The 26823-nt window shown below is 37.4% G+C and carries 24 protein-coding genes and 4 pseudogenes; 7 read left to right on the top strand and 21 right to left on the bottom strand.

The window, feature by feature from the left end; genetic code table 11:
• Nucleotides 1-103 precede the first annotated feature (103 nt).
• The 6 genes from LG336_RS08775 to LG336_RS08750 all read right to left on the bottom strand — a co-directional run bounded on the left by LG336_RS08775 (nucleotide 104) and on the right by LG336_RS08750 (nucleotide 6399).
• Nucleotides 104-1411, bottom strand: a complete 1308-nt coding sequence (locus LG336_RS08775) for a TRAP transporter large permease (RefSeq protein WP_404332196.1) — start codon at nucleotides 1409-1411, stop codon at nucleotides 104-106.
• Entirely contained in the window at nucleotides 1401-1919 is a 519-nt protein-coding gene (locus LG336_RS08770) for a TRAP transporter small permease (RefSeq protein WP_404332195.1), read from the bottom strand. Before LG336_RS08770 ends, LG336_RS08775 begins: the two co-directional genes overlap by 11 nt.
• Nucleotides 1920-1987: 68 nt before the next feature.
• The gene (locus LG336_RS08765) at nucleotides 1988-3049 is read right to left on the bottom strand and encodes a TRAP transporter substrate-binding protein (RefSeq protein WP_404332193.1); all 1062 of its coding nucleotides are present in this window, start codon (nucleotides 3047-3049) and stop codon (nucleotides 1988-1990) included.
• A gap of 213 nt (nucleotides 3050-3262) precedes the next feature.
• Nucleotides 3263-4825 (bottom strand): AMP-binding protein, encoded by a 1563-nt coding sequence (locus LG336_RS08760; RefSeq protein ID WP_404332192.1) that lies wholly within the window; start codon nucleotides 4823-4825, stop codon nucleotides 3263-3265.
• Between the two features lie 102 nt (nucleotides 4826-4927).
• Entirely contained in the window at nucleotides 4928-5581 is a 654-nt protein-coding gene (locus tag LG336_RS08755) for a carboxymuconolactone decarboxylase family protein (protein WP_404332190.1), read from the bottom strand.
• A gap of 23 nt (nucleotides 5582-5604) precedes the next feature.
• On the bottom strand, nucleotides 5605-6399 hold the full coding sequence (locus LG336_RS08750; RefSeq protein WP_404332189.1) for an enoyl-CoA hydratase/isomerase family protein: 795 nt from the start codon (nucleotides 6397-6399) through the stop codon (nucleotides 5605-5607).
• Nucleotides 6400-6737: 338 nt separating this feature from the next.
• Between LG336_RS08750 and LG336_RS08745 the strand changes: the two genes are divergently transcribed.
• The gene (locus LG336_RS08745) at nucleotides 6738-7646 is read left to right on the top strand and encodes a LysR family transcriptional regulator (RefSeq protein ID WP_404332188.1); all 909 of its coding nucleotides are present in this window, start codon (nucleotides 6738-6740) and stop codon (nucleotides 7644-7646) included.
• Between the two features lie 431 nt (nucleotides 7647-8077).
• Here LG336_RS08745 and LG336_RS08740 read toward each other — a convergent pair.
• The 7 genes and pseudogenes from LG336_RS08740 to LG336_RS08710 all read right to left on the bottom strand — a co-directional run.
• Nucleotides 8078-8239, bottom strand: a pseudogene (locus tag LG336_RS08740) (GTP-binding protein); the annotation flags it as partial.
• A gap of 436 nt (nucleotides 8240-8675) precedes the next feature.
• Entirely contained in the window at nucleotides 8676-9221 is a 546-nt protein-coding gene (locus LG336_RS08735) for a hypothetical protein (RefSeq protein ID WP_404332186.1), read from the bottom strand.
• Between the two features lie 441 nt (nucleotides 9222-9662).
• Nucleotides 9663-10418: a GntR family transcriptional regulator gene (locus LG336_RS08730; protein WP_404332161.1), complete on the bottom strand. Its 756-nt coding sequence runs from the start codon at nucleotides 10416-10418 to the stop codon at nucleotides 9663-9665.
• 44 nt (nucleotides 10419-10462) lie between these two features.
• Entirely contained in the window at nucleotides 10463-11239 is a 777-nt protein-coding gene (locus LG336_RS08725) for a sulfite exporter TauE/SafE family protein (protein WP_404332160.1), read from the bottom strand.
• Nucleotides 11240-11294: 55 nt separating this feature from the next.
• The gene (locus LG336_RS08720; RefSeq protein ID WP_404332159.1) at nucleotides 11295-12641 is read right to left on the bottom strand and encodes an amidohydrolase family protein; all 1347 of its coding nucleotides are present in this window, start codon (nucleotides 12639-12641) and stop codon (nucleotides 11295-11297) included.
• Between the two features lie 38 nt (nucleotides 12642-12679).
• Complete coding sequence (locus LG336_RS08715; protein ID WP_404332185.1) at nucleotides 12680-13126, bottom strand: hypothetical protein; 447 nt, start codon at nucleotides 13124-13126, stop codon at nucleotides 12680-12682.
• Nucleotides 13123-13989: a DUF3100 domain-containing protein gene (locus LG336_RS08710; RefSeq protein WP_404332184.1), complete on the bottom strand. Its 867-nt coding sequence runs from the start codon at nucleotides 13987-13989 to the stop codon at nucleotides 13123-13125. The genes LG336_RS08715 and LG336_RS08710 overlap by 4 nt, the downstream gene beginning before the upstream one ends.
• A 470-nt stretch (nucleotides 13990-14459) precedes the next feature.
• Between LG336_RS08710 and LG336_RS08705 the strand changes: the two genes are divergently transcribed.
• Nucleotides 14460-14990, top strand: coding sequence for a GNAT family N-acetyltransferase (locus LG336_RS08705; protein WP_404332183.1), 531 nt, complete (start codon nucleotides 14460-14462; stop codon nucleotides 14988-14990).
• Nucleotides 14991-15351: 361 nt separating this feature from the next.
• Here the strand turns inward: LG336_RS08705 and LG336_RS08700 are convergent.
• A pseudogene (locus LG336_RS08700) lies at nucleotides 15352-15586 on the bottom strand (DNA replication protein DnaD); the annotation flags it as partial.
• A gap of 336 nt (nucleotides 15587-15922) precedes the next feature.
• On the opposite strand from LG336_RS08700, the pseudogene LG336_RS08695 reads away from it, so the two are divergent.
• Together LG336_RS08695 and LG336_RS08690 are read left to right on the top strand one after the other, a co-directional pair.
• Nucleotides 15923-16054 (top strand): annotated as a pseudogene (locus tag LG336_RS08695) (PTS transporter subunit EIIB); the annotation flags it as partial.
• Nucleotides 16054-17019, top strand: a pseudogene (locus tag LG336_RS08690) (family 1 glycosylhydrolase); the annotation flags it as partial. The pseudogenes LG336_RS08695 and LG336_RS08690, both read left to right, overlap by 1 nt.
• Nucleotides 17020-17115: 96 nt before the next feature.
• Here the strand turns inward: LG336_RS08690 and LG336_RS08685 are convergent.
• The 3 genes from LG336_RS08685 to LG336_RS08675 form a co-directional block, all read right to left on the bottom strand.
• Entirely contained in the window at nucleotides 17116-17895 is a 780-nt protein-coding gene (locus LG336_RS08685) for a Cof-type HAD-IIB family hydrolase (RefSeq protein WP_404332182.1), read from the bottom strand.
• A gap of 313 nt (nucleotides 17896-18208) precedes the next feature.
• On the bottom strand, nucleotides 18209-18511 hold the full coding sequence (locus tag LG336_RS08680; RefSeq protein ID WP_404332181.1) for a PAS domain-containing protein: 303 nt from the start codon (nucleotides 18509-18511) through the stop codon (nucleotides 18209-18211).
• Between the two features lie 510 nt (nucleotides 18512-19021).
• Entirely contained in the window at nucleotides 19022-19252 is a 231-nt protein-coding gene (locus LG336_RS08675; RefSeq protein ID WP_404332180.1) for a hypothetical protein, read from the bottom strand.
• A gap of 169 nt (nucleotides 19253-19421) precedes the next feature.
• On the opposite strand from LG336_RS08675, the gene LG336_RS08670 reads away from it, so the two are divergent.
• A complete protein-coding gene (locus LG336_RS08670) occupies nucleotides 19422-20348 on the top strand; it encodes a LysR substrate-binding domain-containing protein (RefSeq protein WP_404332179.1) in 927 nt (308 codons plus the stop codon).
• A gap of 101 nt (nucleotides 20349-20449) precedes the next feature.
• Here the strand turns inward: LG336_RS08670 and LG336_RS08665 are convergent, their stop codons facing one another.
• The gene (locus LG336_RS08665) at nucleotides 20450-21757 is read right to left on the bottom strand and encodes an MFS transporter (RefSeq protein ID WP_404332178.1); all 1308 of its coding nucleotides are present in this window, start codon (nucleotides 21755-21757) and stop codon (nucleotides 20450-20452) included.
• 101 nt (nucleotides 21758-21858) lie between these two features.
• The gene (locus tag LG336_RS08660; protein WP_404332177.1) at nucleotides 21859-23478 is read right to left on the bottom strand and encodes a long-chain fatty acid--CoA ligase; all 1620 of its coding nucleotides are present in this window, start codon (nucleotides 23476-23478) and stop codon (nucleotides 21859-21861) included.
• Between the two features lie 406 nt (nucleotides 23479-23884).
• On the opposite strand from LG336_RS08660, the gene LG336_RS08655 reads away from it, so the two are divergent.
• Nucleotides 23885-24061 carry a Spo0E family sporulation regulatory protein-aspartic acid phosphatase gene (locus LG336_RS08655; RefSeq protein ID WP_404332176.1) on the top strand — a complete coding sequence of 59 codons (177 nt, stop codon included), beginning with the start codon at nucleotides 23885-23887 and terminating at the stop codon, nucleotides 24059-24061.
• Between the two features lie 110 nt (nucleotides 24062-24171).
• Here LG336_RS08655 and LG336_RS08650 read toward each other — a convergent pair whose 3' ends face one another.
• Nucleotides 24172-25059 (bottom strand): LysR family transcriptional regulator, encoded by an 888-nt coding sequence (locus tag LG336_RS08650; protein WP_404332175.1) that lies wholly within the window; start codon nucleotides 25057-25059, stop codon nucleotides 24172-24174.
• 119 nt (nucleotides 25060-25178) lie between these two features.
• Here LG336_RS08650 and LG336_RS08645 point away from each other — a divergent pair, with 119 nt between their 5' ends.
• Nucleotides 25179-26225 carry a YeiH family protein gene (locus LG336_RS08645; protein ID WP_404332174.1) on the top strand — a complete coding sequence of 349 codons (1047 nt, stop codon included), beginning with the start codon at nucleotides 25179-25181 and terminating at the stop codon, nucleotides 26223-26225.
• Nucleotides 26226-26526: 301 nt separating this feature from the next.
• Here the strand turns inward: LG336_RS08645 and LG336_RS08640 are convergent, their stop codons facing one another.
• Nucleotides 26527-26784, bottom strand: coding sequence for a hypothetical protein (locus tag LG336_RS08640; RefSeq protein WP_404332172.1), 258 nt, complete (start codon nucleotides 26782-26784; stop codon nucleotides 26527-26529).
• Nucleotides 26785-26823 lie beyond the last annotated feature (39 nt).

Below are 26823 nucleotides of genomic sequence, written 5' to 3'. Positions count from 1 at the left end.
CAACGGGACGGATCCGGTGTTTTTTGTAGTCAAATATTGAAACGGAGGAACCGTCCCCGCGTTGTTAACAAAAAATTTATCCCTGTTTCACTTATCTCCTTCACTATTGCATAGTGTTTGGTAAGAATAGGGCGATATCTGGAAAAATGTAAATGAGTGTGATTAAGACTAGGATTGGGGCGATAAAGATGAGTGCGCCTTTAAAAATTTCACCTAGTTTTAAATCCTTTGCTACTCCATTTAGAACAAAACAGTTCATTCCGATTGGTGGTGAGATGAGGGCTAATTCGATGACCAGAACGATAATAACGCCGAACCAGATGAGGTCAAAACCCAACCTTTCTAATAATGGTAAGATAATCGGAATGGTTACAACCATCATGGCTAATGTATCCATGACAGCACCTAGTAAAATATACATAAGTACAATTAAAATAAAGATCATGGTTGCTGAAAGATCTAATGAAAACAAGAAATCAGTAAGTACGTATGGAAGACGGGTGATGGTTAAAACATAGTTTAAGGTAAATGCAGCTAAGACAATGGCAAACATAAAGCCAGTTGTTTTAATTGTTTCAAAAAAAGCATCAACAAAAGTCTTTTTAGTAAGCTTCCCTCGAAGCAAACTGATTAGAAATGCACCAAGAGCACCAACACCTGCGGATTCCGTAGCAGTAAAAAGACCAAAGTAGAGTCCTCCAATTACAACTATAAATAAGATAAAAATCCAGATATTTGATTTTAATGAACGAAAACGCTCTTTCCAACCTACATCTCGTTGGGAATGGGTAGTTACCATATCAGGTTTTACAAGAACACAAATGGCGATTGTGAGCATAAATAATAAGGTTAGTAATATTCCCGGTATAATACCCGCAGTTAAGAGTTTTCCGATAGATTGTTCCGTTATCATTCCATAAATAATAAAGGTTGTACTTGGTGGAATTAGAATACCTAGGGTACCCCCTGCTACAATCGCTCCACCCGTTAGCTTCTTATTATACCCCGCATTTAACATTTCTCGGGATGCGATGATCCCCATTGTCCCAGTTGTTGCAACACTGGAACCGGACGCAGCGGCAAACATAGCTGATGAACCAATTGTCGCAAATCCCAGACCACCTTTTATTTTTCCAAACCAATTTTGAAAGGTCGTAAACAATTCCTGACTAATACCAGATACATACAAAAATTGTCCCATCAAAATGAACAGAGGAATTGTACTTAACGTATAATGAAAGCTCTGTTCCCAAATAACACTGTTAATAAAGGTGATAAGGGTCTCAGATCCGCGTAAATAAAAAATACCGATGCATGCGGGTATTGCCATTGAAATGGCAATCGGTACTCGCAAAAACATTAAAACAAAAACAGCAATGATGACAAATAAACCAACTAGTTCAACTGTCAACACGAATCCCCCTCTCATTCTCTAATTCCATAACTCCTTTATTATTTAATCTCGAAATTGATTGTACCAATTTAACTAGAGCTTCAAGCGCCCAACCAGTAAAACCGCAAACGATAATGAGCTTAAATGGAGTATAGGAGATTCTTAATAAATCCGAAGATTGTTGAACATCTAATTTCATTACAAAAAACAAAGCTACAAGAATAGAAAAGATAAGGGTCAATAAATGTGACAAAATATCTAGAATGGTCTGAACACGATGGGGCAACTTATCCACAATGATGCCAATTGCGATGTGGGAATTTGTTTTCTCTGTAAATGGCATAGCACACATAATAACAATTACCATACTAAATTGGACAAGCTCTACGTCACCTAGGACTGGATGCCCCATGCTTCTTCCGATTGCAAAATAACTGACCGAAACCATCATAAAAACCAATGTTGCAAACGCAACCCATTTATTCACTAAAGTAATATATGAAATGAGCTTTTCTATAGAAAACACATCCTTTCATAACTTTTATAGTAAGCTAACTTGGAAGGATAAAAGAACCCTTCCAAGTTTATCTAATTTTAAAACGGTTTGGAAATTCCCTCTTCCTCAGAAGTCTCTAAAAAGTAATCCATCATTTCCTGACCTTGGTATCCCCTCTTATCGGCTTCTTCTACCCATTTATCCCAAATTTCCTTTGATGGTTTTTTAAATTCTTTTAGTTCTTCTTCTGATGGAATAATGACTGACCCACCTTTGTCCTTTACTTTTTCTTCAAATGTCTTAATTGAATCTGCTGATTGCGTATGATAAAGCTGTCCAATTAATTCACCTAATTTAGGGTTTAGTACTTCCTCGAATTTCTTTTGAATATCTTCTGGTAAATTGTTAAATGCACTTCCGTTCATTAAGAACAGTAATTGGGCCACATTTTTATCAATCTTCGTTAAGTGCTTCGATACTTCCTCTAATTTAAAGCCTAATGCACCAATTGATGTATACTCTGTTAGATCCACCGTACCTTTTTCCATCGCTTCATACATTTCGACATAATTGATCGAAACAGGCACTGAATTCCAATGTTTAACTAAGTCAATATTATATGGACCTTCTGTTCGAAACTTCTTATTCTTAAGATCTTCAATCGTTTTAATCGGCTCATTACTATAGATTTGGTATGCATCAGTAGATGAAATGGTCATCCAGACTGCTTGGTCGGACATTTCTGTTAAGAAATTATCTCTATATTTCTCCATTACCTTCATAACATCTAAACTGTCTGTAAAAGCAAAAGGTAGGTCACCAATTGAAAGGGGAAACAAATCTGTATCAATATTTGTCATTGGGCTTACATAACCAATATCATAGACTCCCCCTTTAATATCTTCATAGGCTGTATCTAAAGTACCTAAAGCAGAACTACTATAAACAGTAATTTTCACTTTTCCATCTGTTTCTTCTTCAACAAACTTTGCCCACGGCTCAATTGCTTCTGTGTAAAAAGGATGTGTTGTGTTGGACTGAATATTAAAGTTAAGCTCGTAAACATACTCATTAGAACCTGTTGAATTTCCTGAACATCCTATCAAAACAACCATTACACTTAAAACGAAAAATAATACCTTTATTCTTACTTTGCCCATAACATCAACACCCTCACTTAGTTTAGTTTTCCTTACTTATTAAATAGTAATCTATTTCTTGGCGTATTTCGTGAGACATCATGATAGATTCCTGCAGTTCAGGCTTCTATAGACGTAAATAATCACAACCGGATTGATTTTCACAATTCGAAATTGAAGAATATGGCCATGATTCACCCAAAAAATGTAATCCCTTTCATTTCCGTGCAGGTATTATATTTGTCTTTCTTTTTGCTTCCAAAATGGACTTCTCAATGTCTTTTTGTCAATTTTCCCGTAGGTAGTTAATGGAAACGATTCGACAATATGAATAGCCTTTGGCACTTTGTATTTTGAAAGAAACCTCTTACAATATTCCTTTAATTCTGTTAGTGCTGTGTCCTCTTTTAAAATAACAAATGCATTTACTGCTTCTCCCCAATCGTCATCTGGTATTCCAATTACCGCCACTTGCCGTACACTTGGATGTTTTTGAATGACATTTTCTACCTCGGTAGAATATACATTCATTCCTCCACTAATGATCATGTCCTTTTTGCGATCTAACACATAAAGATAGCCATTCTCGTCGATAACCCCCAAATCTCCCGTAAATACCCAACCATCTGTTAGAGTATCAGAGGTCTTTTCAGGAAGACCAAGATACTCAATCATGTTAGTTAAACAATGGACGACAATTTCTCCTTCGATTCCTGGTTGAACTTCATCCCTATTTTCATCAACAATTTTGATTCTGCTAAACATCGAGGGTCTTCCACAGCTTTTTAAAAGAGAAGGTTGGTCTTTCCCTTTCTTGTGGTCATTTTTTCGTAGCCACGATACAACACTTTGGGTTTCAGTAAGACCATAGGCTTGAAGGAAAACGTGACCAAAAATATCAATTGCTTGGGTTAACCGTGTTAATGTAATAGGGGCTGTTCCATATTGAATGGTACGAATCGAGCTTACATCGTAAATTTTTTCTTCCATATAATCTAGTAATCGATAAAGAGTAGTTGGGACCAAGCTTAAAAATGTGATCTTGTGCTGCTCGATTTTTTCAAGCATGGTTTGCGGGTCGAATTTATCTTCAATAAATATTTCAGCCCCTTTTAATAACCCTGCATATAAATAAAGACCAGCTGCATGAGGAAGAGGAGTTGTTAATAGTATTTTTTCATCATGTTGCATGTTTGTTTCTATCATCTGGGATAAGAAGGTCAGACTCGTTGTTTCACGGTTATGAACAACCCCCTTTGGGTTTCCTGTCGTTCCGCCAGTATAGAGAATGAAAGATTGGTCTTTAGGGTGTGAATGGACTTCCACATTATCTTTAGGTTGGTTTCTAATAAAGTCATCCCATAGAACGTAATTACTACCATAATCCCTTTCAGCGCCCACTAAAACGACTGTCTTTAAGTCTGGTAGCTGATCTACAATATGATTAATGATAGAAAAAAACTTTTCTTCTACGATTAAAATTTCAGACTTGGAATCTTTTAAAATAAAGCTTACATCCAATTCAGTTAACATACTGTTTAAGGCAATCTTTGTTCCACCTGCGAGGTAAATAGCAAGTTCAGAAACAACATACTCTTCTGTATTTGACATAAACAGAGCAACTCTTGTGTTTCTACCTACACCAAGAGACTGGAGTGCATGTGCCACCTGGTTGGCAGAAACTCGCAACTCTTCATATGTCATACTCTTATCACCAAAATGTAGTGCAATCTTCTTTTGGTTGGTGTCCAATGTGTTTTGCAATAAATTATTTAAGGTCAATACAGACTGCCCCATTGATACCCTCCATTTTATATTTTAAAATTTGTTAAACCCAGTCACACTTTAGGAAAAGAAAGAGAATACCAATTCTATAAAGATGGTATTCTCTTATATTTTTTAATCGAAAGAATTTAGTGCATTCACTCCATGTGCCAATGCTGATCCTGCTTTTAATGCTGTTGCGACCATGATTGCCTCACCTATTTCCACTTTATCAGCTTGGGCATTCTTAGCCCCTTTTGTATGTACATCAATACAATAAGGACAACCTGTGACATGTGCAACCGCTACAGCAATCAATTCTTTTTCTTTGCGTGTAAGTAAGCCTGGCTTTAACGCTTGCTGATCAAATTTTACAAAGGACTGAAATATATCTTTATTTAATTCCGAAAACTCTTTTAAACGATTAAAATAGGAAGCTTTATATAACTCTTCTTCACCATTTTGATCATAGGCATTCAATGCATTAACACCGTGAGCGAGAGCGGAACCTGCTTTCAATGCTGTTGCCACCATAACCACTTCACCTAGTTCTTCCTTTGACATTCCTAAACGTTTAGCCTGGTTAACATGCAAATCAATACAATATGGACATCCGGTAGTATGTGCAATAGCAACTGCGATTAACTCTTTTAACTTACCTGATAGCTTCCCACTTTTTAATGCTTGTTGGTCGAAGTTAATAAATGCTTTAAAAGCATCAGGGACAAGATCATTAAATTCACTTAGACGATTAAAATTTGATTTTTGATACAAGCAACCATTATTCATTATTTCTTTCCCTCCCAAGGTTTTTAATTAGCTGTATTACTTTTTTGATGAATATATTTATTAATCTCTTCTCGTGCCTCACCATAAAGCATCATATAACTTTGTAATTCTGGTTCATATAATAATAGGTTTTCAAATCTAGGAACGGATGCATTCACAATCTTTTTCGTCATCCTAATTGGCGAAAATGGGCTTTTCCTCAACTTAGAAACGAATTCATTTGTAACTTCAAATAGTTGGCCTTTTGGAGCAACTTTGTTCACTAGTCCGATATGGAGTGACTCTTTAGCATCAATCACTTCACATAGCATGATTATTTCCTTTGCTTTCGCTGGACCAACTAAATTAACTAAACGTGGGGTCCCTCCTCCAGAGAAAAACAAACCACGTTCCACTTCAGGTAAACAAGCCGTGGCATCCTCCGCCATTATCCGAAAGTCACAGGCCATAGCTAATGCAAATCCTGCCCCGTACATAGGTCCGTTAATGGCAGCTATTGTAATCTGATCCAAGGCATCAAATTTCCTTAAAAACTCTTGTCTTTGAATCTGATCTAGCCTTATTTCCGAGGAGTTCATTTTATTATTTTCAAAGTTTATCAACAATTCTTTCATGTCTGCGCCACTCGAAAAAGCGTTCCCACTACCAGTAAAAAGGACAAACTTGTAATCAGAGTTGCTTTGAAGAAAAGTAAGGACATCATTTAATTCATCGTTCATCTTACTATTCATCGCATTTGCTTTATTTGGCCTATTGAAAGTAATTTTGAGAATAGGTTTCTCGCTTTCAATTAATAAGGTCTCATAATCTTTTGTCATATTTCCCTCCATTTTATATTTTCATTTCAGTCAGTTCCCAGAACGGAGCTCTGAGTGCTTTCTTATCGACTCTTCCATCCTGTGTTATTGGCAAGCCTTCAACAATATGGAGTGCATTTTTTTGCTGGGATGATAAAAGGAATTTTGTATTAAGTTATTTAATGTTTCTATTGATTGAATCATTTAATCCCCCTAATTGTTGTGATTATTCTGAAAATAAACTCTATAATCTTATACTAGCAACCACATGTAGATTGGTCTAATATATAATAAAGTTGTTTTAATATTTATAAAATATTAAAAGTTGGATATATTGCTATTGCTAGGGGGGCGAAAGAATGGAAATCAGGCACATAAGATATTTTATAGCAGTTGCAGAAGAGTTACATTTTGGCAGAGCCGCTAACCGACTAAATATTAGTCAGCCACCACTAAGTCAGCAAATAAGCCAGTTGGAAAAAGAAATGGATGTAATCTTATTGAAAAGGTCAAAACGTCATGTAGAACTAACAGAAGCCGGAAAACTTTTTTTAGAAAGATCTTATGAAATAATGAACTTACTCGAGAAAGGTATTGAAGATACACGTAGGGTTCATATAGGAGAGTTTGGTCAATTGAAAGTTGGCTTTACGGGAATACTTAATAGCATATTAATTAGACTTTATCAATATTATCGGTCTAAACAATCCCAAAACGAATTGGTATTACACCATTTATCATCAAATAAACAGGTTGAGTCCCTTCAAGAAAAGAAAATCCAAATTGGATTCATTTGTCCACCTATTGACACGGAAATCTTAAATTTTCGACTTATTGGAGATGCACGGTTCATTGCTGCTCTGCCAAGAAATCATCCATTAGCCAACGATTCTTCTCCATTAGATATCAAAGAATTGAAGAACGAACCCTTCGTCTTACCTCCTCGAAACATCGAACCAGGTTATTACGATACCATTTTATCCATGTGCCATAAATCTGGATTTACCCCAAAAGTTTCTCAAGAAGCAGAGGGAATTTATAATGTTCTCACTTTTGTTGCTGCAAATATGGGAGTCTCCCTTGTCACGACGATGGCAAAGGAACGAACGATTCCAGATGTTGTATACAGGGATTTAACAGGTGAAATACCAAAAATGGAACTCTATTTAGTATGGATGAAGAGTGACGAAAATGAACCAATTGTAAGGAATTTTCTTAACTTGGTTGATGAATGGGTAGATTCTGAAAACAAAACGATAAATTCCTAAACCCAACGTTTAACTTGCATAAATTCATTTTGTACTAATGAAACAATAATGTTAATTTTTATATCCGGGTTAATTGGTTTCAGTTCCTAGCATATCTAGACAGAGCATAACCTATTATTCCCCGCTTGGCCTGCTATGGGTATTGACCTAACAGGTAGCTGGGGCCAAGCCCCGTTGCCTACCTGAGAATCTTTGTATCTCGTAAAGATTCACTACAAAACAGCAAAGTAAATGTAAGAAATCTAAAAACCACACGAGTGAATTCACCGTGCGGTTAATTATGGATTAGAGTAGATTTAGGCTTTTTGACATTAGGTAGAACAAACGTCCACCTAAGCCTAAAATAGTGCAATTACCAGACATTCAACCGGACCATTTGAATACTGTTGCCCCTTAAGAAAAGAGTCATAAACAGATCTAGCCCCTTGCTATGTTATTCCTCGTTGTCTCTCAATTTCATGGCTATCTAAAAAAGTATCTTTATGATCAACACGACCTCTTAGGCGAATGCTGTTTGTATGATATAGAAGTTGCTCAGAAAAAGTCGTTTTACCGGCATCAACATGTGCTAAAATCCCAATCGTTTTATTCATTCCTGTATCTCAAAGTATCTAGTATAGAGTATCCTCCTATTATAACAAAGGGACATAACGACCGATACCTAGTCTATCCGATCAAATCTTCTAAAAGATTACTATTTAATATAAAAAGCTACAAACGCAAAAATCACCTCGAAATTTAACAAATTCTGGATGGCGCCTGGCACCATCCAGTTTAAAACAGATTATTAATCTTTTTTTTAGTAACTGTTATCCTATTTTTATCATCATGAAGTGCTTGCCTAGTGGATAATTTGAGGAGGGAAAACTAGTCCAAATCAAGGATAATGTCAATATTTATAAAGATTTATGCCGAGAACTAAGTATTCTGAGGTTCTTGAAATTTATTCCATGGTTAAATAAGAAAAATGGGGATGTACCAGCCGGAAACAATCCCCTATTAAAAACTTTCATATGGCTACCCTTTTGCTTATTCCATTTCGTTTTGATACATCATTGCTGTAGATTGTGCCTGTTGAAGTTTTTGTTGGGCATTTTGAACATCCTGTTGCTCCTTTTTAACTTGTTGTTGTGCAGTATGTAATTTTTGAATTTCTGTCTGCACCTGCTGCTGAGCGTGTAATAATTGTTGGTTTTCCAATTGTAACTGGATATGAGCTTTTTGAACTTCTAGTTGTGCTTGTTGTAATTGTTGATTGCCTTGAGAAACATCTGCTGCCTGAAAAGTTTGTAACTCTTGTTGCGCTTGTTGCATGTCTTGAAAACCTGCACTTGTTTGTCCTTGTAGATTGATTGTTTGAACCTGTTGTAGTGGCTGACTACCTTGCAAATTCATCGTGTTAGTGTTAGAGGTTTGCATCTGTTGTTCTACTTGTTGCAAAACTTGTTCCATCTCTGCTACTTCCTTTAAATTTGCATTTGTTTGTGATTTTATAGTGTTTTCTGCCTGTTCGAGAGATTGGATTTCTTGCTGTAATTGCTGGTCTTGTTGATTTTGCTGATTTTGTTCGTTCATTTTACAGCCTCCATAACTAATTATTTGAGTAGTCACTACTCCAATACTATGGTGCACATAATAAAACCGAACTATGCTAGAGCCCCAAATTTGGCAGGTGCCAGGCACATCAATTTATTGGATGGTGCCTGGCACCTGGTTATTCTCAATATCGATACCCCGGTAAACATAGGCATTTTTATGAGGATATCCTACTAGATGAGTTATCAGTTACAGGTATGGAAAAATATTTGGTGAAAATTTCAGTAAATATTATAAATTAATCAATCTATTCTTTACTCTATCCTTTTGATAAATTAGCTAGGGAATTCAGGTGTCAGACACCATCCAATTGTTTGGGATGTATGAAGAAAAATGAATCATTAGATCATTTTTAAAAAAAGTGGGCTACCATATGTAGTAGCCCGACTAAACGTTGAAATTTACTAGCACCAAATTGGTTTAATGATGGGTGATTGTTCTACTCGCGGTAAATTTTATCAAGTCATGAACATAATACTCCGTGTTATACATAACTGGAATTCCTTTATCTGTATACTTTGTAATGTCGAGACGCAACAAAGGAGTGTTTTCAGCTAAATTGAGCATTTTACCAATTTCACCACTTGCTACACTTGGGACTAGTTCCATAAAATCATGGGTAAAGTAGAAATTGTTCTTATGCTCAATGAATGAAAAGATGTCTTCCCCTAAATCATTATCTGAAAACGGTCCTTTGTTCATATAGATTCGAGGTATTCTGTTAATACAGTAAACAGCTGGATTGGTGTCTGCACAAAACCTTTTTTTCACGATAAATAATTCATCATCGGGCGTTATTTTTAACGCTTCTGCTTGTTCTTTCGTTGACTTCTCCCAGGAATAAGTAATATGATCAACCAACACTTCGTACCCACAATCCTTAATAAACTTTTTGAGTTCGCCTGCGTGGTCAATTTTTTCGGTAAGCTTTCTTGCGAAGGTCGTAATCGTACTACTGCTTCCTTGACTTCGGGTAATAAAACCTTCATTTTCAAGGACAGTAAGAGCTTCCCTAACCGTCAGCCTACTTATCCCAAGCTCCGCAGCTAAATGTGTTTCAGAGGGGAGCTTGTTTTTTTCATGATCATTGGATTCTAAGATATATTTTTTTAAATATTCAATGGCTTGTTTAGTTGCCGTTTGTTTATGAACTTTTGGTATATTTCGTATCGACAAGGTTTACCATCCTAACTTTTGTTTTCTGGAACTAGGCACAAGGCTTATATGAATAACCTGAATATCATATATGTTGATGATACCACCGTCAGTGTAGCAATGGAAATACTTAAATGACTTACCTTTACTTTGTTTGAAAAGAAAGAACCTATTAATGTTCCAAAAATCTGCCCGAGGACACTTGCCGCTAATAATAGTGTTATATTCTCCATATTCGAATATTGGAAATAACCAAATACCGATGGGATGGCAATAACGACAGAATTTAATAAGCACACGCCCACTGCCACTCTAATGCTTACGCCTAAATTTGAAAGCAATGGGACTAATAAGATAGGACCACCGGCACCAGTTAAAGAACAGATTGCTGCCGAGATAAATCCAATAATTAGGATCGATGTTTTATTCTCCAATAACTTTGATTTTTGTGATAGCCCCTCCACATTTTGATTGCCCTTTTTCCTTTTTATTAGAAGTGATACACCCGCTCCTAGGACAAAGAGATACAGTAGCAGTTTCGCTATATCTTCAGGAATAATCACATTCAGCTTTACTCCGATAAGAGCTCCAGGGATACTCCCAATACTAAGGAACGTCGCAAGCTTTACATCCATGTTCCCTGATTTCCAATAATAATAAGCCCCAAACACCCCTGCGATCGCAAAGGAAACAAAACTTAAAGCTAGTGAATCTCTTAGTGGAAACTCTAAAAAACCAACAAAAATCAAAGGAAGAAGGAATCCCCCAATACTGGAGATTCCTAGTAGAATACCTACAAAAAGATTTGAAACTAAAATAATCAATAACAAATATGTCAGCATGTAAACCCTCACTTCTATTTATAATTCTTCTATTTATTAGGGGTCTCTTTGCTGTCTAAATTCCTGCTCGTAGTGACATGCTTTCCATAGCCAACTTGCTTTCGAACATAATTTTTTCTTCATCGAGTGTTAACACTTCTCGATTTTTCATAATGACCTTTCCATTCACAATCACATCTGAAACATCCGTGCTATTTACTGATTCCACTAAACTATTGACCAGATTATGCGTTGGTTGAATATGAGGCTGATCGATATGAATGCCAATCATGTCCGCTTTTTTCCCTACTTCTAAACTGCCGAACCGTTTTTCCTGCATCATGGCCTTGGCGCCCCCTATTGTCGCCATTTCGACTAATTTCTTAGCAGGCATGACCAACGGATCGAAAATAGGTGTTCCCCAAGATGCCCGCATTAACGACTTCATCGTTTTCATTTCATCCAATACGCTTAATCCCGAGTGTGCGGCCCCATCTGTCCCGATGCCTACACTAACCCCTTTTTGCAACAGGCTTGGGGTTTTCGGTATGCCCTTCCCTGCATTGCTGATTGGACAGTGAACCACTTTTACCCCGTATTCCTTTAGGATGTCCATTTCATTCTCGGATAGTAAGATACTATGCGCGCTCAAGAAATTGGAGTCAAGGACACCTAAGGATTCAAGGACCTCTAATGGTCTTTTTTGGAAATTCTCTAAGCAAAAGCTAATCTCATTAGGATATTCATTCATATGTGCTTGAACACCAGTATTTAGTTCCTTAGCCTTTTCAAATACTTTCGTAATTAAGTCTGGCGTACAGGAAATAATTGAACGAAGGGAAAACCAAACATTTAGTCGCCCATCTCCCGAACCATTAAACTCTTCAAATAATTGAGTATTTCTTTTTAATAACTCTTCACTTGTTGATTTCATGTTGTCGGGAATTCGATGACCGGAATTCATCGTTGAGCAGGTAATTGCGGCTCTTAGTCCCGATTGAACGGCAGATTCCGCTACTTTATGCATATAAGTGCCTCCAGCATCAATAAAGGCAGTGGTTCCATTTTTTATCATGTCTAAACAACTTAATTGAGCACTTATTTGAACATCTTGTTCTCTTAGATTGCTCTCAAAGGGGACCATGATGCGAGTCCAAATCATAGGATACTCGTCTGCGATTCTCCCTTTTAATAATTGCTGGCATGTATGCATATGTGCATCTACAAACCCTGGCATGAACAACTTTCCTTTTCCATCTATCCATGACAATGCTTTGTAGCCTTCATGAATAACCCTGGCTTCATCAATCGCTAGAATTTTATCATCTTTGATAACAATGGACTGATTGTGTTTGATTTCATAATTAGCTGTTAAAATTGAACAATCTTTAATAATCAAATCACTTTCCGTTAATGTTTGCATTTTTATGACCTCAGGTTCATTTATTTGTATCCACACAATTAAATCGCATTTGTCAGTTTCAGAACGAATTGTGAGATCATCACAGATCCTAAATACGTACTAGTCATCACGACCAAAGCAATGACAATCATTTTCCATCCTTGTTTTCTAAATTGGTGGAAACTAGCCCCAATCGAAATTCCAGCTAATGCTCCTACAACGGTAAGGGGAGCTTTAAATTCAATTTTGCCTGTTGCTTCTGTCACAACATCGGCTACAGGGGACATTGGTGCTGCAAACAATAACCCTAGTAAAGAACAATAAAGAATAATTGGGAGTTTCAACGGAATGACTTTTGACAGTAAAACAGCGATTAAGGCGATTCCACATAAAATAAGTACTCCATTGAATGAGTCGAAGACAGGAATATCGTAACCTATTAAATTAGACGTGATAATGGCAATGGCAACTAAACCTAATAAGATAACCCATTCTTTAAACTTCATAGTACTTTCTCCTCTTCGCTGTTCGAAATTTTAGATGTAGATGTAGAGTTAGATTTTCGAAGTCTCCCAATCTTCGGTTCCAATACGCTATAGAGCTTATTTGCTAGAGGCAAAGCGATGAATAATGCCGCGTAAATACCGGTTAATCCAGTCAGCATATCACTTGCTCCACCGAGCATAAAAATATCCTCAGCAAAAGCCGGATACATATGAGCCAAACTCGCAGTAGCTGACGCCATCATGATTCCCGACCCAACACCCGCTGCCATTGCTAGTGCATATGGATGAAATAAATCCGTAGATGCGATTAAAGTCGCTAAAAATCCGATATAAATAGTTCCAATTAATCCGCCAATGATATAGACAGATAATGTACCTCTCATTTCAGGAGAAGAAGGCCCGTATAGATTGCTAATTAAACCTAGATTCGTTTCTCTGTCAATTGAATGTGCGGCACCTACCGCTTCCCTTTTTAATCCGAGCAAAAGGGCCAATGGTAAAGCGATAAGAACAGTTGCAATGTTTCCTAACTCTTGAAGCAATAAAGCCGGTCCAACTTCAAGAAGTTTCGGAAGATTCCCTCCACCAAGTATGCCAAGTTTTACAATAAAAGGCGCGATTGCGATTAACACTAATGGAGAAGCTGCCTTAACCTCTTCTTTCTTAAAAAATCCTAAAATATCAGGGCCTAATATCATCCCAATAATAATCCCGTAGAAAATGGGTAAGAGCAATACCATACCAGGACCCATCGGAATTTCAAATGATCCAATCGAGTCAGCAAGCAACAAAATAAGAAAAGCAACGATATAAATCCTGTATTCTTTCTTAAACCTCTCTGAAACTGAACGATACCCTTCCATCTAACCCCTCCATGTATTCCATTCATAGTCTTAAAATTTATATATGAATAGTAACATCAACTTGTCTGATAAGTAAACAACTTTTTTATATTTTTAATGTGTTTTCTGATAAATAAGGTCGTTTTTTCACCACTAACTACAATAAAACTTAACGAAAACATTGATATCTTTATAAATGTTCGTTTTTTATCATTAAGGTATATAGATAGATTGGTGGTCATTTTCTAGCTAATAACAAATGCTGATCCTTCATATACGTTGCATAATCGCTGTTTTTTCATCGTATTGGCGACTGCTACAACCTTAAATGACTTTTGAACCATTTAATGTGTCTAAAGAAAAAAAAGAGGCTAACACCTAAAAACACCCAGAGGATTTTCACTTTGGGTGTTGAATATTGGATTTTTTACAAAGTTTTAGACCTTCTAATCATATATAATATTTATAGATTCCAAGCAGGAGGGGATTTAATGATTAAGGATTTATATACGAGTCGATTACATTTAAAAAAGATGTCCGTTACCGATGCTCCAAAATTATTTAAAATCTGGTCAGATCCTGATGTAACGAAATTTATGAACATCTCTCCTTTCACTCATGAAAAACAGGCTAAAGAGATGATTGAATTTCTAGATCAACTAGCTCAGGAGCAAAAGGCCATTCGTTTTTCCATCTTTCACCAAGATACAAACGAATTAATTGGTTCCTGTGGATTTAATACGTTGGACTTTGAAAATAACAAAACGGAAATAGGATATGATATCGCCAAAGTTTATTGGGGAAACGGTTATGCATCTGAAGCAATCGCAGCACTAATAAAGACCGCCTTTGACACTCTTAATATGAATCGGGTGGAAGCTAAAGTGGAACAAGGAAACATAAACTCCATTCGAGTTTTACAAAAATTAAACTTTACGTTTGAAGGAACGCTTAAACAATCGGAGGAATCGAAAGGAAAGTTTGTTGACCTTCATCTCTACTCTAAGCTAAAATCGAGTTAATTTTCCCTCTTTCTTGTCATTAATAATAAACGTCTGAATACAAAAGACAGCCGTCCTCACAGTTGAGTACAGCTGCCTTTTGTACTCAAGCAAATCGATATGCTTGCCAGCTTGTGTGAACTCCACCATTCTTCGCATTTTATTCTTTATGCCGTGCACTTTCTAGTTGTTAGGGTTATCACGGTGTCTTTGAGTAAGTACTCCGCTTTCATCATGCTTCCTAAAAACGTTTTTCCAACGACACTCATGATTCTTCCCCCGCTGTTAGGTCGAGGATAAACTCACCTGGGATTGCTCTTCCGCTAGGAAACGATAGAGTTGCGGGCTTAGTTTTTAGACACAGGCTTTTGGTTCTCCTGATAGTTTCCGGATTGTAACGAATCAACTTATGATGCTGAATGAATCGCTCCATCAACGAATAAACACTCTCAATCGAATAGCCCAAATCAAACGCCATTTGTCTTTTGGTCATTTTATAGATTCCAATTTGAGTCGTATAGGGATTCGTAAGCAGATACAGATAAAAATATTTGTCCTCTGGAGTCATCGCCTCCAATCTTCCAAAACTCAGTACGCACCATTCGATATTTTGCCATCCTAACCACTGTCCTTTCCATTATGAACATAGCTATCAATGTTGATATAAAGGTTAAAGGGGTAGAATGGACAGGATGGTTATTATGAAGTTGTGAATGTTTTATGATAAAGCGTAAGCTCCTTACCATTGCCTACATGAAAAATCTTCGTTCCTTATAAAGTTGGTTCACTGGGTTGAGTAAGTTTAAGGCAAACGAACGAACTATATCAATTTCCCAGCCACATTGACATTGTACTTTCGGATAACCTCTTTGTTTTGAAACATACTATTTTTATATCTGTTTAAGTAGTTAAGGTTTTCTATAATTTGAAGAGTTGAAAGAAGGTGCTTAAGGATGAAGTATGAGCAATTAGCAAAAGACATTATTGAAAATGTCGGCGGAAAAGACAACGTCAGCAGTGTTGTTCATTGTATTACCCGGCTTCGCTTCAAATTAAAGGATGAGGCCAAGGCAAACACGGATGTCAATTCTTTGAAAAGTTTGCAAAAACGATTTTTAATCGGTACAAGGACAAGGTGAAGTACTGGATGACATTTAATGAAATCAATGTCCTTCTCCATGCACCGTTTACGGGCGGTGGCCTCCTCTTTGAAAATGGCCAAAAGGATGAACAAGATATTTACCAGGCAGCGCATCACCAGTTTGTAGCGAGTGCCCTTGCGGTGAAAGCAGGTCATGAAATCATTCCGGAGTCTCAAATCGGTCTTATGATTGCTTCGATGATTACTTATCCATATAGTTCCAGGCCAGAGGATATGTTTGCTGCGTTAACACAGGACCGAAAAACGTTATTCTTTTCGGATGTCCAATCGCGAGGCTATTATCCAACCTATATGATGAATTATTTTCAAGAAAATAACATCAAAATCCAAATGGAAAATGGGGATTTAGAGCTTTTACAGGATTATACGGTTGATTATATTGGTTTCAGTTATTATATGTCCTTTGTTGCTAGCACCGCCCCTGAACATGAAGAAGCAAAAACAGCTGGCAATTTGTTAGAAGGAATAAAAAACCCATACTTAAAATCTTCCGATTGGGGATGGCAAATCGACCCAGTAGGATTAAGAACAGTGTGCAATCAATTATACGACCGGTACCAAAAACCCCTATTTATCGTCGAAAATGGCCTTGGAGCGGTGGACAAAGTAGAAGAAGACGGGTCAATCCAAGACGATTACCGTATTGAATATTTACGTGAACATATTAAGGAGATGAAAAACGCGATTGGGGATGGCGTCGAAATAATGGGCTATACCTCGTGGGGACCCATTGACCTTGTTAGTGCTTCAACAGCTGAATTGAAAAAACGGTATGGGTATATTTACGTTGACAGGGACAGTGAAGGAAAAGGTACGAATAACAGGATAAAGAAGAAAAGCTTCGACTGGTATAAAAACGTCATTGCCACAAATGGCGAAACCTTATAGAAAGTGAGACAGAGTGCACCTCGTCCCTATACAGGGCTGGGACACCAGGCACCTTCCATATTCTGGATGGTGCCTGACACCTATAAGTCCGTAAGCTTACAACAACCCAACCATTTGAAGTCCATGTAAAATGCCATCGTCTTCTACTGATTTCGTTACATATTTCGCCGCGCGCTTCACTTCTTCTTCTCCATTCCCCATGGCAACACTGTTCGTCACACTTGAAAGCATGGCAATATCATTCAACCCATCCCCAAAGGCATACTGATTTTCCTTAGGAAACCCTAATTTCTCTACAACCGCTTGAATGCCTTTGGCTTTTGAACCACCTTTTGGGAGAATATCGACAGAAACAGGATGCCAGCGAATGAAATCAAAGTCTTGGAATTCCTGCTCGTATTGTTTTTCCTCACCTTCGCGACAAAACAGCAAAGTTTGGTAGAGATCGCGTTTTTTGTAATAATGTGGGTCATGCGTAGGAAAATGCTCAATTTTTAAAGTATCGATACTTTCATTAATATAATGATGTTCTGGTACATTTGCTTTCATATCCTCGTGATCCATAAAAACAACAGGGTGTTCATTGCGAAGGGCAACCTCTGTTAATTTTTCTAAGGATGTAGTGTTTAGAGAATTGGTATATAAAACTTTCCCATTAACAACAACATACTGGCCGTTATAACTGACAAAAGTATCAATCTCTAATTCTTCCCGTAAATCCCGATACATAAAAGGTGCCCGACCTGTTGCAATCGCAACTTCATGACCAAGTTCCTTCAATTTAAAAATCGCCTCTTTTGTAGAGCTAGGTAGCTTTTTATCGTGGTTAAGGAGTGTACCGTCGATATCAAAAAAGATAATGCTGCGTTCGGTCATTCTTCATTCCAACTTTCTATGTAGAGTCTAATGAAAAAACACCCTCTAAGGGGATGTGGTTATTTTACCATTTAAACTAGGGGTTAAAACAAGAAAAAGGCATTTTCCTATTTTTAAAAATTCTTTTTTTGGATAGATTTTTTCCTGTTTTATTTGATCCAAGCTGTTTTGGGCAATAGAAGCTTCTCTTGATGAAAACGAGGAAGAAATCAGGTTCCGTCATAGGGACCACCCAGTTTTTGTGAAGAATTATAAAATATGAGATGGGTAGCATATAATAACTAATCCTCCAGGAGAGTGGATCTGGGGACTACTAAAAAGCAATTGACTCTGTTAAAACCATTTTATATTCAATAAAGGCCTCTCCTCGTTGATTTTCAATCACTTTTCGATTTCGATTCATTGCTTTTTTTTCTTTGTTCGAGATATGGACAAAATCAAAGATGGATTTACCTATTAAGTCGGATGCTTGTTTTACTCCTGCAAGTTGAACAGCAGTAGGATTACCGTACATGATTTTGCCGTTCTTATGAATGACAATCATTTGATGGGAATGATCTACGATACTTCTGTATCGGTGGGCAATTTCTTTTAATTCCTTATTTAATATTCCCAATAAAATTCCAAGGGCAAAAGAAATAAGAGTTAATCCAAATGGTTATAGATACGATGATGAACACTACCACCTATTACAAGTTGGTAGAACATTCCCCATGCAATATGAAATAAGTTAAGGAGAAATGTACACAATACCACTCTTTTTATACTTTGATAAAAGGTAAAAATGACAACTGGGACTAATAAAAGCAGAAAAATGGTTGCCGGTGTTTGTGAACGTAGAAAATATTCTAATAAGATTGGGAATCCAATACATAGTGAAATAACCAATTCGAAATAGAAATGGGATTTTTTCGTTATTTAATGTACTATCTTCTTCACTGCTCAGACCATTATCAAATGAATAATCCCCCATAAATTCTCCTTTATATAGAGTAGCAAATGGATTTATATTCCTTATCGTTACAAATAAGATTCATTTTGATACCTTATTATGCAAAATACGATCCTATAGTATTAGTTAAAAATAAAGTGTTTCGCATTTCTTACTAGTGAGTAGATGCCCAGCTTATGAAAACCTAGGTGATGGTTTTGAATCATTTTCGCTTGCTTCCTTCTGATGATCGGCTGGGTTAAAGTCTATGTGATGGAGGTTGTCCTCAGGCGAAATGAATGCTTTCCAACCATCCCAGCCGTAAAAAGAAAGAAGACCGGATACATCACATAGTTGGCACCCTTCACATCCATCAATCGACCAGTAAAGGGACGGGACAGTAAAATGACAATTGGTTGGTGCCATCCATTCTTGTTCCCATTGCTTCTCTGGCCGCTTCCATTATATTAGGAGCCTCTGTGCTGTTTGGCGCCTTTGTCCCACATGTGAATTTTTAACCTTGTAAAAAATCAAAAAATTATGTACCCTTTAAAGTAACTTCAATTTGAATGTGACTGTATAGGTGGGTTTGACCATGAATATTGAACAACTGGAGTATGTAATTGAAATAGCAAAAAGAGGAAATATAACAAAAGCGGCAGAGAGTTTACATGTCTCCCATTCCGGAGTGAGTCAGGCCATTTCGAATCTTGAGGCGGAACTGGGGATTCCAATCTTTATTCGTTCTCGTTCAGGGACAAAGTGTACGAGGCAAGGAGAAAAGGTTTTACAATTATCTCATGAAATCATCAACAAAATAACTGAGTTAAAGGAACTTGGGAAACTTTCCTCAGAGATAGAAGGGAACCTATCGATTTCAGGGGCTCCTTTATTCTTTTCTACTTTTTTACCCGAAGCTTTACACACGTTTAGAAAAAAGCATCCATATGTCCAAATAGAAATTGATGCCAGTGTTACCGATTCGATTATCGAGAAAGTCAAAAATTCGGTAACAGATATTGGCTTTATTCTTGGATCTGACGAAACACTAAAAGAAATCACTGGTACCGTAAATACTCACATCCTGTATAAAATAAAATTGATGGTGACAGTAAGTAAGCACTCTCCTTTAGCAAAAATGGATGTGGTCAAGCCTCAGGACATGTTGAGATACCCTTTAGTCATCCGCAATGAGCGGGCTTCTCGAAAAACCTGGAATGACATCTTTGCAAAATATGGTCCTGGGCAAGTCCTTTTTTATACGAACATTGATGATGTAACCAAAAATGTGATTGCCAATAATTTAGCCATTGGCTTTTTTACCGATTTAATGAAGAACGATCCCTTAGTCACCCGAGGCGATATTTGCTTAATCCCTTACGATGACCCCATTCACATGCCTAATTACTATCTCATTTGCATCCAAACGAAAAATAAATATTCCTCCGTGTTAGAAAAAGAATTCATCCAATGTACGATGGAGACCTTAGAAAACTACCTAGTAAAAACAATGGATTCGTAATCTTCTATGAAAGAAAAAACACTCCCGGTAAAGAATAGGGTCTATTTTCCTATCATTTTACTAGAGTGTTTTTTCGTTAACAATCCTATTTTAAAAACCGGCTAAACTACATTCGGTTTATTTTCTGCCATGTTTAACTGATCAACTGGCTTTAGAAGGAATAAAGCGATGATGGAGATTGTACAGCAAATGACCACATATAGGCTAATGGATGACGTTGAACCAAATCTATCCAATAATGCTAACGAGATCATAGGTGCAAGACCTCCGGCGATAATCGATGCGAACTGATAAGCAATCGAAGCACCGCTAAACCGTAAATGAACAGGGAAAATTTCAGCAATCAGGGCAGCTTGTGGGCCATAAACAATGGCCGGGCCGATGCTTGAAATAATGATTGCGGTAATGATTAGGCTCGTTTCTCCGGTATTGACCATAGCAAAATACGGATAGGAAAAAACTAAGGTAAGAATCATCCCTGCCAAAGTAATATTCCTTCTTCCATACAGGTCTGATAGATAAGCGGACAACGGTACGACAAATAAGAAGGTAACAGACACAAGCAACACAGCATTCGTGATAAATTGCCGGTCGATTTGAAGATGTTGTGTCGCATAATAAATTAGAAAGGTCGTATAAATATAGAAAGGTACATTATCAGCAAGACGCGTAAGTGCAGCAAAGACAATCTCTTTCGGATGTCCTTTGATTGATTCGATGATTGGATTTTTTGCGGTCCGGTTCTCTTCTTTCATTTTAGTAAATTCAGGTGATTCTTCAATCCCTAAACGAATTGCAAGTCCGATAATGATAAGAACGAAACTTAATAAGAACGGGATTCTCCAACCCCACACGGCAAAACTATCGCCAGTCAAGAAGATACATAGGGAAACGACAGCAGTTGAAAACAACATTCCAATCGGTACACCTAATTGCGTCATGCTTCCCATTAGCCCACGGGACTTTTCCGAACTCCATTCAACAGAAAGCGTAACGGAACCTCCCCATTCTCCGCCAACACCGATTCCTTGGATAAAACGAAGGATCACCAATAAGATTGGAGCCAAAATGCCAACCGTGTCAAACGTAGGAAGCAATCCCATAAGTGTACTACTAATTCCCATCAATAGCAGGGATGTGACCAATGCAGCTTTCCTTCCAATTTTATCCCCATACGAACTAAAGATGATGGCCCCGATTGGGCGGGCTAAAAATCCGATAAATAAAGTGATAAACGCCTGTAAAACTCCCATGAAAGAGCTAGACTCTGGGAAAAAGAGTTGTGGAAAAACCAATGCGGCCATCGTTCCATAAAGGAAGAAATCATACCACTCGATGGATGTGCCAATGATACTAGCAAGTGCTACCTTTTTCATTTGTTTTTTTCGAACTTTATCATTGATTTTCATTTGTATCCCCCATTTCAAGAATAGTTAAAAAACTGCCTCCCCATTCCCGCTCATTGCTATCTGGCACTGAGTGGGAAAAGCATTTTCAAACCTAGTTACATTCATATTTCACTTGCCTCTTTTTTGGCTACCACTTCCCGCAATTGTTTTTTATTGTATTTTCCTGTGGCGTTTTTCGGGATTTCTTTTAAAAATGTAAATTGACTTGGAAGCCACCACTTAGGAAACTTTGGTATTAACCATTGGATTAGCTCTGCTTCTACTTCTGCTTCATTCATCGGTTGTTTCAGGACAATACATGCTAATGGACGTTCGAGCCACTTCTCATCAGGGATTGCGACGACACACGCTTCTAGTACATCTGGGTGGGCAATCAGTTCATTTTCAAGTTGAACGGATGAGATCCATTCCCCACCACTTTTGATCATATCTTTATTCCGATCAACAATCTGAATCGACCCATGTTCGTCAATCGTGGCAATATCCCCGCTTTTCCACCAGCCATCGATGAATGAGTCAGCGGATCGTTCATCATTTAGATATTCATCTGCTGCCCATGGTCCTCGAGCGTAAATCTCGCCCATCTCCTTGTCGTCCCAGGCAACTTCCTTTCCTGATTCATCGATGATTTTCATTTCGGTTCCAGGTATTAAGGTTCCTTGCCTTGTCCGGAGATCAATGTGACCCCTTTCATCCATTTGCTGCTGTTCTTTTCGAACATGTAAAAATGTTATTAATGGTGATGTCTCTGTTGCACCATATCCTTGGACAACTGGAACCCCGTATTTATAATAGAGCGTGTCGATAATTGCCTTAGGAATGGCCTGACCACCAAGCCAAAGCACTCGTAAACTAGATACGTTATACTCATGTTCTTCTAATAGATTGACCATTTCAACACCGAGTGTTACAGCACCAGCGGTTATGGTTACTTCTTCTGATTCAATGAATGATAGTAGCTGATGCACCTTCGGCCGATAGCCTGGCAGCACCAATTTGGCACCCGTAGCAATCGCTGCATATGGCAATCCCCATGCGTTTACATGGAACATTGGCACCATCGGCATAATACTGTCAGTCTCCGAAATAGCTGTCACATCTTTAAACAATAGAGCAGAGCTATATAAATATAGGCTCCTATGAGTATACGTTACTCCTTTTGGAAGTCCTGTCGTCGCCGAGGTATAGCAAATCGTCGCAGGAGAATATTCGTCCATCATTTCAAATGAAAATTGATCATCCACCTGCCCTAAAAGCTGTTCATAACTATAAATGGGAGAAAGCGTGGTCTCTGGGACATCTTTCCCAAGAACGACATAAGCTTCAATAAAATCCAATTGGTTTGCAATCGCTTCCACAATTGGCAACTGATCTTCATCAAAAAATAAAATCCGATCTTTGGCATGATTAATGGTATAAATAATTTCAGGTTCTCCATACCGAAGATTTACCGTATGCAGTACCGCCCCATAACATGGTCCCGCTAAATATAATTCCAGATGACGATGGTGATTCCACGCAAGCGAGGCAATCCGATCCCCTTTTTGGATTCCGAATGTTTTTAAAACATTTGCGAGCTTTTTGGTTCTAGAATAAAACTCAGCATATGTATAACGGAATATGCGATCATCCGGCTCACGGGAAACAATCTCTTTGTTTGGGAAATACGAAGTCGATCGCTCTAAAAAGGTTTTTAAATTCAGTTGAAATGAGTGATTCATATAGACCTCCAATTTTCAATTTTGAAATAAGTTTGGTTTCTGAAAAAATCCCTGCTTCCTTCATTGTGAGTTTTAACCCAACCATTTCTTTTTATAAAATTCTAAATATTTGTAATCATTATAATACTAGTTTCAAATAATAAAAAGTAACTATTAGCATCACTACCTTCACATTTACTTACACTGGGACAAGGGGACAGGCACCTTGTCCCAGCATAGAGTACCCGTGCAAGACCACTGAAAAAACACGATTTTTTTGAGGACGAAAAAAAATCTCCATCACTAGGCAGATGCTAGAAAATGGAGAAAAGATGTCACATTTTGTTCAAAAAACCCCTTTTAACTCTCCTAAAAATTTGGTAAACTATCATTTATGTTTGTATTTTTTTGCAAGGAGAGGAGATTAATGGGAACTGCGGTTCAATCAGTGTTAAATTGCCGTGAGCTTTTAAGATATATTGAATTTTTGAGAAAACAGATGATCAATATGGGATTAACCTATGGTTTTCAAGATAATCGAACCATACAAGCTAGTCAGGAACTAGACTATTTTATATATGAGTACCAAAGAATTACTGCTTAGAAATCAACTTAAATTCCTACGCAAATTAGGTCAAATCTGAAAATAAAAAAGATTTGATTTCAAAGATAAAGGCAAATCTTTTCGTAAGAGCTTTGAAGTATCTCATACTCTTAAGGTGCTTGTTTATTTTCTCTTAATAGTTCTAAAAATACGGTTAATGCTTTAGTCTGAAATGGCGATCGTAAAACAACGGAAAATTTACGTAGAATTGGGAGTTGATTTACGTTTATGATCTTTAAAGCGCCCATTGAACATTCCTTACGAATCGCCCAGTAAGAAAGCAGACTAATTCCAATACCTGCTTCTACCGATTCCTTAATTAATTGTGTACTTCCAAACTCTAATGTATGTTTCGGAATCATTTCACATAATCTGAACATTTTCTCCGTTGCTTCTCTCGTTCCAGATCCATTTTCCCTGACAATCCACGTTTCTTCCTCTAATTCTGATAGGCTAATTTCACCATTTTTTTGAGCGAATCTATGCTTTGGTGAAGCCACAAGATACATGGGATCCTCTGCAAAAGGTTCAATGACTAAATGTTTATCTTTAAATTCCCCTTCTACAATCCCCACATCTAATTGGTGCCCTAAAACCAAGTTTGCTATTTCTCTTGTGTTCCCGATCGTAATAGTCGGAATAATCAATGGGTATTTCTTATGCATTTTTGCAAGAACATGTGGCAAAACATATTCCCCAAATGTATAACTGGCACCAATTGAAAGAGGTCCACTCGTCTTGTTGGTTAGATCATCGATTAAGTAATGCATTTTTGTATAGAGACCTAATATCTCCTTCGCGTGATGATAGACAATTTCCCCAGCTTTATTTAAGCGTACAAATTTATTACTGCGCTCCAATAATTTTGTCCCCATCGTACGCTCAAAAGATTGAATATATTGGCTTACTGCAGGTTGAGTCATATGTAATTCTTCTGCCGCACGTGAAAAGTTTTCCATCTCTGCTACTGTTACAAAGACATGTAACTGTTGATCCATTTTATCAACCCTTTTTTCATTTACTTTTTATTATATTGTTTTACTTATGATAAGTATAATAAATCATTATTTTCCTTATAGCTAGGAAAGGTGTAGTCTGAGTTAAAGGTGGTGTAGAGATGGAAGCAGATTACACTATGGTAAATAAAGAACCTATCCAACCTCAAAAAAGAACCTCATCTTTTGGCAAATGGATTGGTGGCATTGGCTTTACATTTTTGATCGCTTTACTTGGCTACTTATTGGCAAAAACGCCTGGATTTGATCATGTTGGTCAGTTAGCATCCGCGATGATGATCGCAGTCTTGTATCGACAATTTTTTGGTTACCCCGAACCTCTACGCTTAGGGATAGCATTTTCTACGAAAGGATTATTACGCTTTGCGATTATTTTGTATGGACTCAAGCTCGATATAGGTACGGTTTTACAGGATGGCTTAGGATTAATAGTGCGAGATATTGGGGTTATAATCTTTGCTATCTCAGTGACAGTAGGGCTAGCTCGACTAGTAAAAGCAGATAAAAATATATCCCTTCTTCTTGGAATAGGGACAGGGGTGTGTGGTGCAGCAGCCATTGCCGCAGTAGCACCAATTATAAAATCAAAGGATGAAGATACCGCCATCAGTGTTGGGATCATTGCATTAGTCGGGACAATTTTTGCCATTACTTATACACTATTACGACCTTTCTTACCATTATCAGAGATTGATTATGGGATTTGGTCAGGAATTAGCTTACATGAAATTGCTCACGTAGCCTTAGCAGCAGCACCAGGGGGACAAGATGCGCTAGCCATCGCATTGCTTGCAAAATTAGGCAGGGTATTTCTGCTAGTTCCACTCTGCCTTCTTTTCATGTACATGATGAAAAGAAAAGACTCTGGAGACAAAAGTTCGGATACGAAGGTTGAATTTCCATGGTTTTTACTTGGGTTCATGATCATGAGCATGATTGGAAGTTATGGAATGGGCACAACGATTTCAGTATCAAGTGACTTTATAAATAGCATCTCTGAGCTTACCACATGGTGTTTAACAGCAGCAATGGTCGGACTCGGATTAAATGTAAGTATTAGAGATCTCCGTAACAAAGCATTAAAACCGTTAATCGCGATGTGGGTTACCTCTATCTTTCTTTCAATTTTAGCCTATTTTATTGTATGAAAAATGTGACTTGTCACAAGGTGGTCATGTTCCGGAGGCCTGTTGCTCACGAACCAATGACACTGATTTTTTTCACTTGTTTCTACGGAAGAATTGTTTTCATTGCCGAGAGAGTTATTCACATATACTCCATACGCATCGAAACAGGAACAATGGGAAAGTGGCAGTAGATTCACAAAGTAGCTTAGGTTGGTAAGTTCCGAAAAACATATTAAAGGAAAACTAATGAGAGTATTCCAATCTGGGTCTTCCCTTGGTGAGGATAGAAAATTTGAAGTAAATTTTCGGAGATTTAATGAAGTTAACTTAATCGTCCTTTAATATGTGCGATTTCTCTTTCATTCCTTGCTGTTTTCGCCCAAATAAAGTCTTGATCCGTTTCAATTGCCGTAAAGCGTTCTAGTATTTCTTTATGTCGTTCTTCTGCCTTTTTCTCAAATTCTTGAAGCTTTTGTTGCATAGTTTTTTGGTCTTGCTTCATTTCTTGCTGTTCAATATGAATATTACCTACCATTTTAATTAACTGTGATAACATGCCTTCAATTTTTTCCTCATTCACGTCTCTCTCACCTCCTACCTGATATTATATAATAACGGT

The organism is Mesobacillus maritimus (assembly GCF_044803185.1).
Taxonomy (GTDB): domain Bacteria; phylum Bacillota; class Bacilli; order Bacillales; family Cytobacillaceae; genus Mesobacillus_B; species Mesobacillus_B maritimus_B.
Note: the sequence above shows the minus strand (reverse complement) of the source record. Positions and strands in the feature narration are given on the sequence as shown.

Bases quoted from the DNA above. Each gene is read 5' to 3' on its own strand.
- LG336_RS08765 (WP_404332193.1), bottom strand. From the start codon at position 3,049: ATGGGCAAAGTAAGAATAAAGGTATTATTTTTCGTTTTAAGTGTAATG.
- LG336_RS08760 (WP_404332192.1), bottom strand. From the start codon at position 4,825: ATGGGGCAGTCTGTATTGACCTTAAATAATTTATTGCAAAACACATTG.
- LG336_RS08755 (WP_404332190.1), bottom strand. From the start codon at position 5,581: ATGAATAATGGTTGCTTGTATCAAAAATCAAATTTTAATCGTCTAAGT.
- LG336_RS08750 (WP_404332189.1), bottom strand. From the start codon at position 6,399: ATGACAAAAGATTATGAGACCTTATTAATTGAAAGCGAGAAACCTATT.
- LG336_RS08745 (WP_404332188.1), top strand. From the start codon at position 6,738: ATGGAAATCAGGCACATAAGATATTTTATAGCAGTTGCAGAAGAGTTA.
- LG336_RS08735 (WP_404332186.1), bottom strand. From the start codon at position 9,221: ATGAACGAACAAAATCAGCAAAATCAACAAGACCAGCAATTACAGCAA.
- LG336_RS08725 (WP_404332160.1), bottom strand. From the start codon at position 11,239: ATGCTGACATATTTGTTATTGATTATTTTAGTTTCAAATCTTTTTGTA.
- LG336_RS08720 (WP_404332159.1), bottom strand. From the start codon at position 12,641: ATGCAAACATTAACGGAAAGTGATTTGATTATTAAAGATTGTTCAATT.
- LG336_RS08715 (WP_404332185.1), bottom strand. From the start codon at position 13,126: ATGAAGTTTAAAGAATGGGTTATCTTATTAGGTTTAGTTGCCATTGCC.
- LG336_RS08710 (WP_404332184.1), bottom strand. From the start codon at position 13,989: ATGGAAGGGTATCGTTCAGTTTCAGAGAGGTTTAAGAAAGAATACAGG.
- LG336_RS08705 (WP_404332183.1), top strand. From the start codon at position 14,460: ATGATTAAGGATTTATATACGAGTCGATTACATTTAAAAAAGATGTCC.
- LG336_RS08685 (WP_404332182.1), bottom strand. From the start codon at position 17,895: ATGACCGAACGCAGCATTATCTTTTTTGATATCGACGGTACACTCCTT.
- LG336_RS08675 (WP_404332180.1), bottom strand. From the start codon at position 19,252: ATGGCACCAACCAATTGTCATTTTACTGTCCCGTCCCTTTACTGGTCG.
- LG336_RS08670 (WP_404332179.1), top strand. From the start codon at position 19,422: ATGAATATTGAACAACTGGAGTATGTAATTGAAATAGCAAAAAGAGGA.
- LG336_RS08665 (WP_404332178.1), bottom strand. From the start codon at position 21,757: ATGAAAATCAATGATAAAGTTCGAAAAAAACAAATGAAAAAGGTAGCA.
- LG336_RS08660 (WP_404332177.1), bottom strand. From the start codon at position 23,478: ATGAATCACTCATTTCAACTGAATTTAAAAACCTTTTTAGAGCGATCG.
- LG336_RS08655 (WP_404332176.1), top strand. From the start codon at position 23,885: ATGGGAACTGCGGTTCAATCAGTGTTAAATTGCCGTGAGCTTTTAAGA.
- LG336_RS08650 (WP_404332175.1), bottom strand. From the start codon at position 25,059: ATGGATCAACAGTTACATGTCTTTGTAACAGTAGCAGAGATGGAAAAC.
- LG336_RS08645 (WP_404332174.1), top strand. From the start codon at position 25,179: ATGGAAGCAGATTACACTATGGTAAATAAAGAACCTATCCAACCTCAA.